At 63.4% G+C, this 16,343-nt stretch carries 14 protein-coding genes; 9 read left to right on the top strand and 5 right to left on the bottom strand.

Annotation, left to right across the window (positions count from 1 at the left end):
* Positions 1-62 precede the first annotated feature (62 nt).
* From MESOP_RS25480 to MESOP_RS25470, 3 genes are all read right to left on the bottom strand, one after another.
* Positions 63-731 carry an RNA polymerase sigma factor gene (locus MESOP_RS25480; RefSeq protein ID WP_013896213.1) on the bottom strand — a complete coding sequence of 223 codons (669 nt, stop codon included), beginning with the start codon at positions 729-731 and terminating at the stop codon, positions 63-65.
* A 119-nt stretch (positions 732-850) separates the two neighbouring features.
* On the bottom strand, positions 851-1,930 hold the full coding sequence (locus MESOP_RS25475; protein ID WP_013896212.1) for an HPP family protein: 1,080 nt from the start codon (positions 1,928-1,930) through the stop codon (positions 851-853).
* Positions 1,931-2,173: 243 nt separating this feature from the next.
* Positions 2,174-3,352, bottom strand: a complete 1,179-nt coding sequence (locus MESOP_RS25470; RefSeq protein ID WP_013896211.1) for a cystathionine beta-lyase — start codon at positions 3,350-3,352, stop codon at positions 2,174-2,176.
* Positions 3,353-3,649: 297 nt separating this feature from the next.
* On the opposite strand from MESOP_RS25470, the gene MESOP_RS25465 reads away from it, so the two are divergent.
* The 7 genes from MESOP_RS25465 to MESOP_RS25435 all read left to right on the top strand — a co-directional run bounded on the left by MESOP_RS25465 (position 3,650) and on the right by MESOP_RS25435 (position 10,657).
* Complete coding sequence (locus tag MESOP_RS25465) at positions 3,650-4,285, top strand: DUF1326 domain-containing protein (RefSeq protein WP_013896210.1); 636 nt, start codon at positions 3,650-3,652, stop codon at positions 4,283-4,285.
* A gap of 7 nt (positions 4,286-4,292) precedes the next feature.
* Entirely contained in the window at positions 4,293-5,177 is an 885-nt protein-coding gene (locus MESOP_RS25460) for a DUF2182 domain-containing protein (RefSeq protein WP_013896209.1), read from the top strand.
* A gap of 432 nt (positions 5,178-5,609) precedes the next feature.
* Entirely contained in the window at positions 5,610-6,638 is a 1,029-nt protein-coding gene (locus MESOP_RS25455; protein ID WP_023766421.1) for an amino acid ABC transporter substrate-binding protein, read from the top strand.
* Between the two features lie 63 nt (positions 6,639-6,701).
* Positions 6,702-7,889 (top strand): amino acid ABC transporter permease, encoded by a 1,188-nt coding sequence (locus MESOP_RS25450; protein WP_013896207.1) that lies wholly within the window; start codon positions 6,702-6,704, stop codon positions 7,887-7,889.
* A gap of 4 nt (positions 7,890-7,893) precedes the next feature.
* On the top strand, positions 7,894-9,051 hold the full coding sequence (locus tag MESOP_RS25445; protein ID WP_013896206.1) for an amino acid ABC transporter permease: 1,158 nt from the start codon (positions 7,894-7,896) through the stop codon (positions 9,049-9,051).
* A 78-nt stretch (positions 9,052-9,129) separates the two neighbouring features.
* Positions 9,130-9,879 (top strand): amino acid ABC transporter ATP-binding protein, encoded by a 750-nt coding sequence (locus tag MESOP_RS25440; protein ID WP_031240865.1) that lies wholly within the window; start codon positions 9,130-9,132, stop codon positions 9,877-9,879.
* Between the two features lie 112 nt (positions 9,880-9,991).
* Positions 9,992-10,657, top strand: a complete 666-nt coding sequence (locus MESOP_RS25435; RefSeq protein WP_041164319.1) for a TIGR02117 family protein — start codon at positions 9,992-9,994, stop codon at positions 10,655-10,657.
* Between the two features lie 239 nt (positions 10,658-10,896).
* On the opposite strand, the gene MESOP_RS25430 is transcribed toward MESOP_RS25435, so the two are convergent.
* Together MESOP_RS25430 and MESOP_RS25425 are read right to left on the bottom strand one after the other, a co-directional pair.
* Positions 10,897-12,129 (bottom strand): FAD-dependent monooxygenase, encoded by a 1,233-nt coding sequence (locus MESOP_RS25430; protein ID WP_013896204.1) that lies wholly within the window; start codon positions 12,127-12,129, stop codon positions 10,897-10,899.
* Positions 12,130-12,148: 19 nt separating this feature from the next.
* Positions 12,149-12,394, bottom strand: a complete 246-nt coding sequence (locus tag MESOP_RS25425; protein WP_013896203.1) for a zinc-finger domain-containing protein — start codon at positions 12,392-12,394, stop codon at positions 12,149-12,151.
* Between the two features lie 144 nt (positions 12,395-12,538).
* Here MESOP_RS25425 and MESOP_RS25420 point away from each other — a divergent pair, with 144 nt between their 5' ends.
* On the top strand, positions 12,539-14,740 hold the full coding sequence (locus MESOP_RS25420) for an RNA degradosome polyphosphate kinase (RefSeq protein ID WP_013896202.1): 2,202 nt from the start codon (positions 12,539-12,541) through the stop codon (positions 14,738-14,740).
* A complete protein-coding gene (gene ppx / locus MESOP_RS25415; RefSeq protein WP_013896201.1) occupies positions 14,740-16,275 on the top strand; it encodes an exopolyphosphatase in 1,536 nt (511 codons plus the stop codon). Before MESOP_RS25420 ends, ppx begins: the two co-directional genes overlap by 1 nt.
* The last annotated feature ends 68 nt before the right edge of the window (positions 16,276-16,343 follow it).

Here is a 16,343-nt window from a genome sequence, read left to right as displayed (position 1 = left end):
TTTCAGTTGACGCTGATTGGATGCGGAAGCTGGAGAAACGTTCCCGGAAAATCAGGACAGGATCATTCGAAGCCCAGCCTTCCCATCACCGCCTGGGTCAGCCGCTCGCAGCGCCGGCCGGCGAAGGGGAAGGCGTCGAGCAGCACAGGGCCGATCTCGTCGTCCAGCGCCTTGCGCAACAGGGCACGCGCCCGGTGCAGCCTCGTCTTGACCGTCTCCGGCCGCAGACCGAGCAGGTCGGCGGTCTCCTCCATGCTCAGGCCCTCGATGACGCGGGCGACGAAGACCATGCGGTAGATGTCGGGCAGGCTGTCGGTAGCCCGTTCGACAAGTGCGAGAATCTGCCGCTGCGCCATCGTCCGCTCCGGATCGTCGCTGGGATTGAGGGGAAAGCGGATGATCCGCGCTTCCGGATTTTCAGGCATCGCCACAATGCGACGCCTCTTGCGCAGGCGGCCCAGCGCTTCGTTGATGACGATGCGCGACAGCCAGGTGGCGAGCGAGGACTCGCCACGGAATGCCGCCAGGCTGGCGAAAGCGTGGACATAAGCCTCCTGGACGATGTCCTCGGCCTCGGCGTCGTTGCGCACCACGCCGCGCGCGATGCGGAAGAGCCGCTGGTTGTGCGTCTTGATGATGGCGCGGAAGGCGTTCGCCTCGCGCGCCAGCGCTCGCTGCACGAGCAGCATGTCGCCGGAAGGGTTTTGGGCCACTGCGGGTGTGGCGGGCATTGCGAGCTTGCTCATCGCGACCGGATCTCCCGAACAAGGCCCGAACAGGCACTTGACTGCACGTTGGATACGCCTGCCGCAAAAAGGTTCCCGGGTTTCGGCGATCCGACTTCGCTTTTTTAGGCCGCCGCCAATCCCTTGTCAGCCGTCTGCACGCGTGCGGCCGCCGCCAGAAGGTCGGTCTGCGTGATCAGGCCGAGAATGCGCCGCTCACCGTCGACGATGACCACGGCGTGGCTGCGGCCGTCGGTCAGCACGGGAAGCAGGCTCATCGCCGGCGTATTGGGCGAGGCGGTGCCGGCCCTGGACATCACACCCTTCACCATATCGACGGCCTTCGTCAGCTCGCGCAGGCCGACGGCGCCGACCAGCCTTGCTTCGGCGTCGACCACCGGCAAGGTGCGGATGTTGTGATCGAGCAGCTGCTGGCGTGCCTCATCGACCGTGGCTTGCTCGGGCACTGAAACCACGTCACGCGACATAATGTCCTGGCAAAGCAGCGTCCGGTGCGACCGCACCATCGCCTGCAGTTCGACTTGTCTCAACAGCCGTTCAAGGTCGTCGCGGTCGATGTCGAAGGTTTCGTCGAGTGTGGTCAGCGCCGCATCGACATCCTCGGGCCGGAAGCCGACGCGCTGCCCCGCAGGCGGATCGGCGGTGCCGTGGCTGTTGGCGGCGGGCACGGCGACATGCGGATAGTTGCGCCGTGCCAGCCTGTGGAAGAGGTAGCCGAGCGTGACCAGGATGATCGAATTCAGCGCCACCGGCACGAAGGGAAACAGGAAGCCCGCGCTGACGACGGCCGGCCCGCCGAGCACCGCCGTCAACGCCGCGGCACCACCCGGCGGATGCAGGCAGCGCGTGAACGACATCGCCGCGATGGCGAGCGCCACCGCGAGGCCGGATGCAAATATCGGATCATGGACGAAATGCATGACTGTCACGCCCACCAGCGCGGATATGGAATTGCCGCCGATGATCGACCAGGGCTGCGCCAGAGGGCTCGCGGGCACGGCGAAGAGAAGCACGGCGGAGGCGCCCATCGGCGCCACCAGCAGGGCCACATGCGGGCCGCCGCCCATCGCCAGTCCGCTGATCGCGCCGGTCAGAGCGATGCCGATCGTCGCTCCGATGCACGCCAACAGACGTTCACGCAGCGTCGCGCCGGCGAGGATGGGAACAAAAAGACGAAAGGCCATGGCAACTTTGTGGTGGAGGGATCGGCTTGGTGACGAATGGATTGGCTAAAATGCCGTGCAGCACGCAATGAAGCCGAACCCACGGATTTGAAAGTCAAACAAATCCGGAAAGCCGCGGCCCGGGAGAATAATATTGCGTGCCACACGGCGCTGGGATGCTGCGAGCGGCTCGCGCTTTGTCATCAGCGTCAATGCTTTGCGGTCGTTTTCTGATTCTGCTCGGCAGCCGGCCCGTACGCGCGGTCAGGCGGCAGCCGCGGCGGCCAGACCACGCTGGATATCCGCCTTCAGATCGTCGACATCCTCGAGGCCGATCTGCAGGCGGATCAACGGGCCTTCATAGGCAGCTTTTGCAACGACGCGATCGCCGAGCCAGACCGGCACGGCGAGGCTCTCGTAGCCGCCCCAGGAATAGCCGAGCCCAAAGATCCGCAACGCGTCGAGGAAGGCGTGCTGCTGTTTCTGGCCGCCGCCGGCAAGCACGATGGAGAAGATGCCGCTGGAACCGCAGAAGTCGCGCTTCCACAGGCCATGATCAGGGTGGCTGGGGAGGGCAGGGTGGAGAACGCGCGCCACGCCCGGCTGGCCCTCGAGCCACGACGCGATGGCGAGCGCGCTGCGCTGATGATGCTCCAGCCGCACGCCCATGGTGCGCAGGCCGCGCAGCACTTGGTAGACATCGTCGGGTCCAGCACAGCAGCCAAGCGTGCAAAAGCTCTCATAGAGCTGCTTCCAGCAACGCTCATTGGCCGAGACCGTGCCGAGCAGCACATCGGAATGACCGGCCGGATATTTCGTCGCCGCATGGATGGAGATGTCGACGCCATGGTCGAGCGGACGGAAGTAGAGCGGCGTCGCCCAGGTGTTGTCCATCATCACGATCGCGCCGGCCGCATGCGCGGCGGTGGCGATGGCCGGAATGTCCTGCACCTCGAACGTGTTGGAGGCCGGCGATTCCGTGAACACCACCTTGGTGTTGGGCTTGATCAGGGCGGCGATGCCCGCGCCGATATGGGGGTCGTAATACTCGACCTCGACTCCCAGCCGCTTCAGCATCGTGTCGGCGAAATTGCGGGTCGGGTGGTAGACGGAATCGACGATCAGCAGGTGATCGCCGGCCGATACGAAGGCGAGCAGCGGTATGGTCACCGCCGCAAGCCCCGACGGCACCACGATCGTGCCGGCCGAGCCTTCCAGCGCGTCGATGGCGTGGGCAAGGGCGTCCGTCGTCGGCGTGCCGCGCGTGCCGTAAGTGTATTTCTGGCTGCGCGCCGCCATCGCGGCGGCATTGGGAAACAGCACGGTCGAGGCATGCACCACCGGCGGATTGACGAAGCCGAAATAGTCGTGCGGGTTGTTGCCCGAATGGGCAAGCCGCGTGTTGATGCCCACCTTGCCTGGCCCGCTGCCGTCATTCACCATTCTTGGTCGCCTCGTTTGACAAGGCGCTAGGCATAGTGCGGCGCCATGGGCCGTGCAACAGCCAGCCGCCGCCACGGGACGGACTTCGGATATGCCAATTCGAGGACAGCTTTGCCGGGTGCGATCTGGCCGCCGGATATTGTAAGCCGCTGCAAAAGGTATATGGTGGATGTCTAATACAAATAGGCGGGCCAATCTTACCGGATGTTCAATCCCGGCAGCGGCTAACGCACTGGCAAATTGGGCATCCGCATCACCGCTTCTCGCTCCCGCCGAACAACAATGGGAGGGATCGTTATGCCCAACGTCAAGTGGATGTTAAAGGCGCGTGAATTCGTCAATTGCAACTGCGCCTATGGCTGCCCATGCCAATTCAACGCCTTGCCGACATATGGTTTCTGCCAGGCTGTGGTCGGCATGGAAGTCGAAAGCGGCTATCATGGCGATACCAGGCTCGATGGCCTGCGCTTTGCGGGTGTGTTTCGTTGGCCTGGCGCGATTCATGAAGGCGGCGGCGAGGCCGCGGTGGTCATCGACGAACGGGCGAGCGAGGCGCAGCGCGTAGCCCTGCTTCGCATTCTCGGCGGCGAGGACACCGAGCCCGGCGCGACCATATTCCAGGTTTTCTCGACCACGCTGGAAACGCTGCATGACCCGATCTTCGCCGCCATCGACTTCAAAGTCGACGTCGATGCAAGGACAGGCCATCTGCACGTGCCCGGCATCACCGAGGGCCATGGCGAGCCGATCAAGAATCCCATCACCGGCGCCGAGCATCGGGCGCGCATAGACCTTCCGCGCGGTTTCGAATACGCACTGGCCGAAATCGGGCGCGGCTGGACCAAGGCGACCGGTCCGATCGCGTTCGAACTGGCCGATACCCATAGCCACTTTGCCAATCTGCATCTCACGCAAAGCGGCATCGTGCATTGAGCTGATCATGAGCGACACGGCCCTCGAGGCGGCGCTGCGGCGCGACCGCGCGGTCGTGACGGCTGCGCTCGTCGTGATCGCCGTGCTCGCCTGGGCCTATGTGCTGTGGCTCGCCGCCGGCATGGTCACCCCCGGTTCGCCCGCGCCGGCCGGCGCGGGCGGCGGCATGGCCGAAATGGACATGTCGAACATGGCCGGCATGAACATGGCCGGCATGGACATCGCCGGCATGGACATGGGCGCCACCGCGGCGCCCGTTTTCCGGGCCTGGGCAGCGGCGGATTTCGCTTTCATCTTCACGATGTGGACGGTGATGATGGTCGGCATGATGACGCCTTCGGTGGCGCCGATGCTGCTGCTCTATGCCGGCGTCGGACGCAAGGCGCGGGCCGACGGCCGGCCCATTGCCTCGACGGGATGGTTTTTTGCCGGTTATCTCGCGGTCTGGGTCGTCTTCAGCCTGGTGGCGACCGCCGCGCAATGGCTGCTCGCCGGCCTTGCCTTGCTCAGCCCTTCGATGGCGACCGACAGCGCGATCCTCGGCGGTCTCGTCCTGATCGCGGCCGGCCTTTATCAATGGACGCCGATGAAGGGCGTCTGCCTGCGGCAATGCCAGGCGCCGATCGCGTTCCTGGCCAGCCATGGCGGGTTCCGTCCCGCTCCGTTCGGCGCGCTTCGGCTCGGCATCGAACACGGCGCCTATTGCCTCGGCTGCTGCTGGGCGCTGATGGCCCTGCTGTTCGTTGGCGGCGTCATGAACGTGCTGTGGATCGCCGGCATCGCCGCACTCGTCCTGCTTGAGAAGATCATCCCCACCGGGCAATTGGTGCCGCGCATTACGGGCGTGCTGATGGCCGCAATCGGCGTCTGGTTCATCGTCGGAGCATTCTGAACAGCTTCGCATCCTCGCCCGCGAACGCCGCGGCCGTGTCTGCTCCGAGACGGATCGTGTCTGTCCGGAGACTGATGATGTCAGTCGATCGCGGCGGGACGCCAGTAACGCGGAGTAACGGGCAAGGACGGATTCCGACCGGGAACCTCACTTTACGTAAGGCTGATCATGCCGACTTTATTTGCGCTCATGACTAAATCGCGGGCGCTCTTGTCCGCAATTCAGGCATTCGGGGCAATCGATTTTCAAACACGTTGGAAATCAGTCATTTCCCTTGACCTCACGGGAATTATCGCCTTCGATGCTGTCCGTGAATGGGAGGCAGCGCGTCGGTTTACGATGCGGGGTTCCGGGAATGGGCCGGAATGGGAGCTGCGTTCACACGGAAAAAAGATCAGGTTTTGCCTGAAAACAGAAAAGGGTCTGTGGGTCATGAAACACATTGCTATCGGCATTCTTGGTGCCGCTGCTCTTGGATTGATGGCGTCGGCCGCATCGGCTACCACGCTCGATACGGTCAAGGCGAAAGGCTTCATCCAGTGCGGCGTCTCGACAGGCCTCGCCGGCTTCTCGGCGCCGGACGACAAGGGTGACTGGCAAGGCATCGATGCGGATTTCTGCCGCGCTGTCGCAGCCGCCGTCTTCGGTGACGGCACCAAGGTCAAGTTCACGCCGCTCAGCGCCAAGGAGCGCTTCACCGCCCTGCAGTCCGGCGAAGTCGACATCCTGTCGCGCAACACCACCTGGACCATCAACCGCGACACGGCACTTGGCCTGAATTTCATCGGCGTCACCTATTATGACGGCCAGGGCTTCATGATCAACGCCAAGAAGCTGCCGGGCGTCAATTCGGCCCTCCAGCTTTCGGGCGCCGCAGTCTGCGTGCAGAGCGGCACCACCACCGAGCTCAACCTCGCCGACTACTTCAAGGCGAACAAGATGGAGTACAACCCGGTTGTCTTCGAGAAGCTCGAAGAGGTCAATGCCGCCTATGACGCCGGCCGCTGCGACGTCTACACCACCGACCAGTCGGGTCTCTACGGCATCCGCCTGACCCTCGGCTCGCCGGCGGATCACGTCGTGCTGCCCGAGATCATCTCCAAGGAGCCGCTCGGACCGGCGGTGCGCCAGGGCGACGACCAGTGGTACCACATCGTCAAGTGGACTTATTTCGCGCTGCTCGACGCCGAGGAACTCGGCATCACCAAGGCCAATGTCGATGAGATGAAGAATTCCGCCAGTCCGGAGATCAAGCGCGTGCTCGGCCAGGAAGCCGACACCAAGATCGGCACCGATCTCGGTGTCTCCAACGATTGGGTCGTCAACATCGTCAAGGCCGTCGGCAATTACGGCGAAATGTTCGACCGCAATGTCGGCTCGGGCAGCCCGCTCAAGATCGCCCGTGGCATCAACGCGTTGTGGACCAAGGGCGGCCTGCAATACGCTCCGCCGATCCGCTGACCGAAATGTGATCCGGGAGGCAGATCGTCTGCCTCCCGGTTTCTCTTTCCAGGGGATGGTCGCATGGCATCGCAGGAAATCCTTCGCGAGGAGCCAAGCCGGGCTTCGTTCGTCAATGATCCGAAAGTCCGCAGTCTCTTCTTCCAGACGCTGGTCGTCATCGTGCTGTTCGGCTCTGTCTGGTGGATCGTGCAGAACGTCATCGACAATCTGCAGCGCCTGCACATCGCCTCCGGCTTCGGCTTCCTTAGGGGACGCGCCGGTTTCGACATCTCGGACACGCCGATCGCCTATACGTCGGACTCGACCTATGGCCGCGCCATCGTCGTCGGCCTGATCAACACCATCATCGTCGCCGTCGCCGGCATCATCACCGCCACCATCATCGGCTTCGTCATCGGCATCGGCCGTTTGTCGCAGAACTGGCTGATCCAGAAGATCTGCACCGTCTATGTCGAGATATTCCGCAACATCCCGCCGCTGCTGGTCATCTTCTTCTGGTATTCGGGCGTGCTGGCCGTGCTGCCGCCGCCGCGTGACAGCTACAACCTGCCCTTCGGCTCCTTCCTCAACCAGCGTGGCTTCTACTTTCCGCGCCCGGTCTGGGGCGACGGCTCCTGGCTGATCCTGGTCGCGCTCGTCGTCGGCATCGCCATGGCGTGGTTCGTCGCCCGCAAGGCGCGTCAGCGGCAGATGGCGACAGGCCAGCAATTTCCTGTGTTGTGGACTTCCGTGGCGCTGATCGTCGGGCTGCCGCTGCTCGCTTATGTGCTGAGCGGCTTTCCGCTGAGCTTCGATCTTCCGAAACAGTCGACCTTCAACCTGACCGGCGGCTTTCAGGTCAAGCCGGAGTTCCTGTCGCTCTATCTGGCGCTGTCCTGCTACACGGCGGCCTTCATCGCCGAGATCGTGCGGGCCGGCATCAGGGGCGTCAGCAAGGGCCAGACCGAAGCCGCCGCAGCCCTTGGCTTGCGGTCCGGATCGATCCTGCGGCTGGTTGTGGTGCCGCAAGCCATGCGCATCGTCATTCCGCCGCTGACCAGCCAGTATCTGAACCTGACCAAGAACTCCTCGCTGGCCATCGCCATCGGCTATCCCGACCTGACGGCGACCGCCGGCACGGTGCTCAACCAGACCGGCCAGGCGGTCGAAGGCGTGCTGATCATGATGATCGCCTATCTCATCCTCAGCCTGGTGACATCGGCCGTCATGAACGTGGTCAACGCCAGAATGGCGCTGGTGGAGAGGTAGGACCATGCAGGAACACGACATGTCCTGGGTGCGTACCGAAATGGCTCTGGCGCAGCCGGCGCCGGCAAGCGTCAGCGGTCCGATGGCCTGGGTGCGCAAGAACCTGGTCGGCACGGTCGGCGACACCATCCTGACCATCCTCGGCATCATCATCGTCGCCTGGGTGCTGCCGCAGGTCATCGGCTGGGCGTTCATCAATGCCGTGTGGACCGGGCCGGATCGCACCGTCTGCGCGACCGTGGCGCAAGGCGGCATTCAGCCGGATGGCTGGAGCGGCGCCTGCTGGGCCTTCGTCAACGCCAAGTTCGGCCAGTTCATGTTCGGCACCTATCCGGTCGAGGAGCGCTGGCGGCCGATCGTGGTCGCCATCCTGTTCGCGGCGCTGCTGATACCGATGCTGATCCCGCGCGTGCCGCGCAAGGGGTTGAACGCCATCCTGCTTTTCCTGGTGCTGCCGATCGTTTCCTTCTTCCTGCTGGTCGGCGGCATGTTCGGTCTGCCGCATGTCGAAACCTCGCGCTGGGGCGGGCTGCTGATCACGCTCAGCCTCTCCTTCGTCGGCATCGCCGTGTCGCTGCCGCTGGGCACAGTGCTGGCGCTCGGCCGGCGCTCCAAGATGCCGATCGTCAAGATGCTGTGCGTCATCTTCATCGAAGCCGTGCGCGGCATCCCGCTGATCACCGTCCTGTTCTTCGTCTCCGTCATGCTGCCGCTGTTCCTGCCGGCCGGCGTCACCTTCGACAAGTATTTGCGGGCGCTGATCGGCGTGTCGCTGTTTGCCGCCGCCTATATGGCCGAGGTGGTGCGTGGCGGGCTGCAGGCGATCCCGAAGGGCCAGTATGAAGGCGCCGATTCGCTCGGCCTCGGCTACTGGCAGAAGATGAGCCTGATCGTGTTGCCGCAGGCGCTGAAGCTGGTCATTCCCGGCATCGTCAACACCTTCATCGGCATGTTCAAGGACACCAGCCTGGTCCTGATCATCTCGATGTTCGACCTGCTCGGCATCGTCAAGCAGAACTTTTCCGACGCCAATTGGGCAACGGCGCAGACCGCGAAATCCGGTCTCGTCTTCGCGGCCTTCGTGTTCTGGCTGTTCTGCTTCGGCATGTCGCGCTATTCAATGTACACTGAACGCCGGCTCGACACCGGCCACAAACGCTAAACAAAAAAGCAAGGGGACCCCGTCATGGCCACCGAAAATGCCGTCAGCGCGGAAGAGATCAAGGTCAACGCCGCCAAGATGCATATCTCCACCACCGATGTCGCCATCGACATCATCGCCATGCACAAATGGTATGGCGAGTTCCATGTCCTGAAGGACATCAATTTGAAGGTGATGCGCGGCGAGCGCATCGTCATCTGCGGCCCGTCCGGCTCCGGCAAATCGACGATGATCCGCTGCATCAACCGGCTGGAAGAGCACCAGAAGGGCAAGATCATCGTCGACGGCAAGGAACTCACCAACGATCTGAAGAAGATCGACGAGGTGCGCCGCGAGGTCGGCATGGTGTTCCAGCACTTCAACCTGTTCCCGCATCTGACCATCCTGGAAAACTGCACGCTGGCGCCGATCTGGGTGCGCAAGACGCCGAAGAAGCAGGCCGAGGAAATCGCCATGCACTTCCTCAAGCGCGTGAAGATCCCGGAACAGGCCAACAAATATCCTGGCCAGCTGTCCGGCGGCCAGCAGCAGCGCGTGGCGATCGCGCGCTCGCTGTGCATGAACCCGCGCATCATGCTGTTCGACGAGCCGACCTCGGCGCTCGATCCGGAAATGATCAAGGAAGTGCTGGAGACCATGGTTGGCCTGGCCGAAGAAGGCATGACCATGCTGTGCGTCACCCACGAAATGGGCTTTGCCCGCAAGGTCGCCAACCGGGTGATCTTCATGGATCAGGGCCAGATCGTCGAGCAGAACACGCCGGCCGAGTTCTTCGACCACCCGCGCCACGAGCGCACGAAACTGTTCCTGTCGCAGATCCTGCACTGAGCGCTCCGACGCAAGTTCAGGAGGCCCGGCCGCACCACGGCCGGGCTTCCTTGCATTTGAGCGAGTGGATCGCTTGCATTGGAACGCGACTGAGCCGCAAAGTCGCTACCTCATGAGAAAACTCGGCCGTTTTCTGGGTCTGCTGTTGATAGCGGCCGCGCTAGCCGCGACGCTCGGCACGCTGGTGCCGCGGCCGCTGTGGCCGGCCGCCGCGGCGGGCGAGGGCACACGGCACATATTGGTGCTGAAGAACCCGATCCACACCGACATCGCCATTCCGGTGGACGATGCCGTGCGCCAGCGCTTTCGTTTCCTGGTCGAGGCTGGCATCCCGGCCGACAGTCCCGAGGTGCGCTATATCGTCTTTGGCTGGGGTGGCCGCGCCTTCTATCTGGAAACGCCGACCTGGTCGCAGCTCAAGGCCATTCCGGTAATGAAAGCACTGACCATCGACGCGTCGGTCGTGCATGTCGATGTCACCGGCGATATCGTTGAACCGCATCCCGATGTCGCCAGCTTCGACATCGGCGAGGACCGTTTTGCGGCCTTGCTTGATTTTATCGCAGCCAGCTTTCAGCAGGGGGCTGGCGGCCCAATCGTCATCGAGAATGCGGCCTATTCCCGGTTCGACCGCTTCTACGAGGCGAACGGCCATTTCAACGCGCTGGTCGGCTGCAACACCTGGACGGCGGCGGCGCTGCGCACTGCAGGCCTGCGCACCGGCTGGTGGAACCCGCTGCCGGCTTCGCTTGGGTGGTCGTTGAGCTTGTACAATTAGTGTGCGCATTTCGCGAATTGGCAAACGTCGCGTTCCTTCGCGCCCCCCTCTGTCCTGCCGGACATCTCCCCCACGAGGGGGAGATCGGATCTGGCTCCGGCTTTCGCTAATCTCCAACGTTTGCAAAAGGACGCCGGCGCCAAAGCTGCCAATCTCCCCCCTCGTGGGGGAGATGTCCGGCAGGACAGAGGGGGGCGCTGTCCCCGCCAGCCTATCGGTTTCTTTATTGTCTCGATGTCCTACCGCCTAATAATCTTCGGTTCCTCCCACCCGTAGAGCCAGTCCAGATCCGCCGCGAGCTTTTCCGCCGGCCGCGTCGCCAGCACCAGGTTGCGAGCCAATGCCACCGGACCCCAGGCATGCCAGGCCAGCCGGTTGAGCGCGCCGCGCCGGATCACCTTCTCGACGCGCGGTCGCCTGAGATTTTCCCAGATCGCCAGGCCCTGCTTCGGATCGGCCGGGAAGTCGGCGATTACCCCGGCAAGCGTTGCGGCATCTTCGATGGCCATGGCGGCCCCTTGCGCCGCGAATGGGGTCATCGCATGTGCGGCGTCGCCAATCAGGGCGATGCCGGTTGGTGTCGTCCAGTGCTGCTTCTGGTCGACCGTATGGAGCGGCCAAGTCAGCCACGGGCCGGCCATTTCCACCAGCCTTGCAAGGGCTGCCGCCGTGCCGCTCATTGCATTGGCGAGGATGACGGGATCGGCATGACCCGACCAACCCTCGGCAATGCGCTCGCCTTTGGTGAAGGCGACAAGGTTGAAGGCATCGCCCTTGCTGACGGGATAGGCGACCATGTGGAATCCCGGATGCAGAAAAGTCGTGACACAATCAGCCGCCCCAATCGCGGCAAAGGCTTGCCCGGCGCCGCTGTCGGCGGCAACAGTCGTGCGCCAGGCCAGTTCGCCGGAAAAACGGCTTCTTGACGATCCCCCCCGAGCTCGATCGACAACCGCGCGCACGGATGACCACACGCCGTCGGCGCCGACCAGAAGGAAGCCCTGTGACTGGACGGTCTTGCCGTCCGTCTCCAGTGTCGCCGTCACACCATCGTCGCCTGTGGCAGCGCCGCTGACGCGCGCACCCTTGACCAGACGAATATTCGGGTTTTCGGCAACGTGTGCGGTCAGCGCGCTCTGCAGGTCGGCTCTGTGGGCGACGAGATAAGGCGCCCCCCAGCGTTCTTCGGCGGCCTGCCCGAGTGGTACACGCGCCAGTTCGCGCAACGTCCTTGCGTCCTTCAGCACCACGGCCTCAGGCCGCACCGTTGCCGGCAGCAGCCGCTTGAGCACGCCGAGTTGGCGCAGGATGCGTGTCGCGTTGGGGGAAAGCTGGATGCCGGCTCCCACGGCCTCCAGCCGCTGCGCCTGTTCGAACACCTGCACGGGGTAGCCGCGTTCGGCGAAGGCAAGCGCCGCGGTCAGCCCGGCAACGCCCGCTCCGGCGATGACGACTTGCCGCTTGTCGTCCATCAGGCCCGTCGCGGAAGAATCAGGCGGCCTGGTCGATGTAGAGGCAGCCCGCCGGCAGCGTTTCCGTGGCCTTCAGCTTCGGCGAATAGCGGTAGAGCGTCGAGCAATAGGGGCAGACCTTCTCATTGTCGTCGCCCATGTCGAGAAACACATGCGGATGGTCGAAAGGCGGGTTGGCGCCCGTGCACATGAATTCCTTGACACCGATGTCGATTGCCGGAAAGCCCGCATCGTTCTGGAAATGGGGAATGGAACCGCCTGCCATCGTCGTCTCCTTAACGCAGTCTCGCATGCATCTGGATCATAACAGGTCTCTTTGCAAGATCGATGAAATCAAACTGTCGCAAAAGCCTGTCAGAGGATAAGTTAAGCCGGTTAACCGGCCGAGCTGGTGGGAAGAGCAGGAACAATGAACGAACTGAAGCCGGTACAGAGCGAATTCATCAATGTCGAGGCGGCAAGCCCGGAGGGCGGCAATCCAGACCGTTTCGTCAATCGCGAGTTTTCCTGGCTGCAGTTCAATCGCCGCGTGCTCGAGGAATCGCTGAACACCAATCATCCGCTGCTGGAGCGCGTCCGCTTCCTGTCGATCTCGGCCGCCAATCTCGACGAGTTCTTCATGGTCCGCGTCGCCGGCCTCGCCGGCCAGGTGCGCGAGGGCATCGTCTTGAAGAGCCCTGACGGCCGCACGCCCGAACAGCAGCTCGAACAGCTGCTGCGCGAGGTCGAGCGGCTGCAGGAAGACCAGCAGAAGAGCCTATCGGCGCTGACCGTGCTGCTCAACAAGGAAGGCATCGAGACCATTACGCGGGATGCGCTGACCAAGGACGAGAAGACCTGGCTGGAAGAGCATTTCCAGGACCAGGTGTTTCCGGTGCTGACCCCGTTGTCGATCGATCCGGCGCATCCATTCCCGTTCATTCCCAATCTCGGTTTCTCGATGGCGCTGCAGCTTCGCCATCGCAAGAATGGCGAGGAGATGAGCGCGCTCTTGCGCCTGCCGGTGGCGCTGAAGCGCTTCATCCGCCTTCCGGACCGCAAGCACCATGTCCGCTTCATCCCGCTGGAAGAGGCGGTCGGCCTCTATATCGGCAAGCTGTTCCCCGGCTATGAGGTCAAGGGTTCCGGCACATTCCGCATCATCCGCGACAGCGACATCGAGGTCGAGGAGGAATCGGAAGATCTGGTGCGCCTGTTCGAGACGGCGCTGAAGCGCCGCCGCCGCGGTTCGGTGATCCGCATCGAATTCGACAAGCTGATGCCCAGCGAATTGCGCGACTTCGTCGCCGGCGAGCTTGGCGTCTCGTCGAGCCGTATCAGCGTGCTCACCGGCCCGTTGGCGCTCAGCCAGATCTCCGAGATCGTGGCGGTCGCCCGCGACGATTTGAAGTTCACGCCCTACAATCCGCGCTTTCCCGAGCGCATCCGCGAGCATGGTGGCGACTGTTTTGCCGCCATCCGCGAGAAGGACATCATCGTCCACCACCCCTATGAATCCTTCGACGTCGTGGTGCAGTTCCTGCGCCAGGCCATGGCCGACCCCGAGGTGGTGGCGATCAAGCAGACGCTTTACCGCACCTCCAACGACAGCCCGATCGTGCGCGCGCTGGTCGATGCGGCCGAGGCCGGCAAGTCGGTGACCGCGCTTGTCGAGCTCAAGGCCCGTTTCGACGAGGAAGCCAACATCCGCTGGGCGCGCGATCTGGAGCGCGCCGGCGTGCAGGTCGTGTTCGGTTTCCTCGAACTCAAGACCCACGCCAAGATGTCGCTGGTGGTGCGCCGCGAAGACGGCAAACTGCGCAACTACGTGCATCTGGGCACCGGCAACTACCATCCGGTCACCGCGCGCATCTATACTGACCTGTCCTTCTTCACCACCGATCCGACGATCGCCCGCGACGTCGCCCAGCTGTTCAATTTCATCACCGGCTACGCTGAGCCGACCGACGAAATGCGGCTGGCGATCTCGCCCTTCACGCTGAGAAGCCGCATTCTGAAGCACATTTCCGCCGAAGTCGCCCATGCGCTGGAAGGAAAGCCGGCTCGCATCTGGATGAAGATGAACGCGCTTGTCGACCCGATCATCATCGATGCGCTCTATGATGCCAGCCGCGCCGGCGTCGAGATCGACCTCGTCGTGCGCGGTATCTGTTGCCTCAGGCCTCAGGTTCCGGGGCTTTCGGAAAACATCCGGGTGAAGTCGATCGTCGGCCGGTTTCTCGAGCACAGCCGCATCTATTGCTTCGGCAATGGCCATGGCCTGCCCTCGGACGAAGCGATCGTCTACATCTCCTCGGCCGATCTCATGCCGCGCAATCTCGACCGCCGCGTCGAGACCATGGTGCCGATCACCAATCCAACTGTGCATGAACAGGTCCTTGGCCAGATCATGCTCGGCAACATCATGGACAATCAGCAAAGTTTCGACGTATTGGCTGATGGAACCTCCCGGCGCGTCGTGCTGGAGGAGGGCGAGGAACCGTTCAACGCGCAGGAATATTTCATGACCAATCCGAGCCTGTCGGGACGGGGTGACGCGCTGAAGTCGCACGCGCCCAAGCGCATCGCGCAGTTCAAGCGCCGCAAGAAGAACGCCGCAGCGTCCGGCTGATGCTGTCTGATTCCCAGGGCCGGCTGCAGGACCGCCGACCGCTGTCCATCATCGACATCGGGTCGAATTCGATCCGCCTTGTCGTCTATGAGGGACTGGCGCGTTCGCCGACCATGCTGTTCAACGAAAAGATGCTGGCCGGCCTTGGCCGCGGCATCGTTTCGACCGGCAAACTCGATCCCGAGGCGGTGACGCGCTCGATGGAGGAGTTCCGCCGCTTCCGTGCGCTCTCCGACCAGGCCGGCGCCGAGCACATGTATGTCTTGGCCACCGCCGCCGCCCGCGAGGCGATCAATGGTCCCGATTTCATCCACCGCGCCGAAGAGGTGCTGAAGACCGAGATTCGTGTCATCAGCGGTCGCCAGGAGGCCTATTATTCGGCGCTCGGTGTCATTTCCGGCTTCCACCCGGCCAACGGCATCGCCGGCGATCTCGGCGGCGGCAGCCTCGAACTGGTCGACGTCAATGGCGAGGCGATCGGCGATGGCATAACGCTGCCGCTGGGTGGCCTGCGCCTGCAGGACATGGCCAAGAACTCGCTTACCCAGGCGCAGAAGATCGCGCGCGACGAACTGGCGCGGGCCAAGCTGTTGAAGGGCGGGCAGGGCCGGCCCTTCTACGCCGTCGGCGGCACCTGGCGAAACCTCGCCCGGCTGCACATGGAGATGACCAACTACCCGCTTGGCGTCATGCACCACTACGAGATATCCGCCGAGAGCGCGACGGCCTTTCTCAAGCAGGTGGCAAAAGCCGAGATCGAGAAGATCAAGGGCATTGAAGGCGTATCGAAAAATCGCCGCTCGCTGCTGCCTTACGGCTCTATCGTCCTGCAGGAGATCATGGCGGCCATGCAGCCGTCGAAGATCATCGTCTCGGCGCTCGGTGTGCGCGAAGGCTTTCTCTATTCGCTGCTCGACGAGGCCGAGCAGAAGGCCGATCCGTTGATTTCGGCATCCGAGGAACTCGCCCGCTTGCGCTCGCGCTCGCTCACCCATTCGCATGAACTGGTCGACTGGACGGCAAAATCCTTTGCCGCCTTCGGCATCGATGAGACGGAGGACGAGGCGCGCTACCGCCACGCCGCCGCATTGCTGGCCGATATAGGCTGGCGCGCCCATCCGGAGTATCGCGGCAGGCAATCGCTCAACATCATCGCGCACGCCTCCTTCTTCGGCGTGGACCATCCCGGCCGTGCCTTCCTGGCCTTGGCCAACGCTTATCGCCACGATGGCATCTTCAACGAATCCATCGCGCCCGAAATCAAGGCGCTGGCGACGCCGCGCTATCTGGAACGTGCCCGGGTTCTGGCGGCGATGATGCGCGTCGTCTATCTGCTGACGGCCTCGATGCCCGGCATCATGCCCAGGCTCAAATGGGAGCAGCGCGCCAACGGCGTGCTGGCGCTGGTGTTGCCGGCGTCCCTGGCCGACCTCTATGGCGAACGGCCGGCCGGGCGCCTAGCGCAACTGGCGCGCATCACCAACCGTCGGCTGGTGCTGGCGGTCGAGGGCGGCCCGAGCATGTCGGTGAAATGAACACGGCCCATCAGAGCGTGATTTATCGGACCCACGCGGATATTGAATCAATTCAATCGCGCCACTTG

Origin of the sequence: Mesorhizobium opportunistum WSM2075 (assembly GCF_000176035.2) — a bacterium.
Taxonomy (GTDB): Bacteria; Pseudomonadota; Alphaproteobacteria; order Rhizobiales; family Rhizobiaceae; genus Mesorhizobium; species Mesorhizobium opportunistum.
Note: the sequence above shows the minus strand (reverse complement) of the source record. Positions and strands in the feature narration are given on the sequence as shown.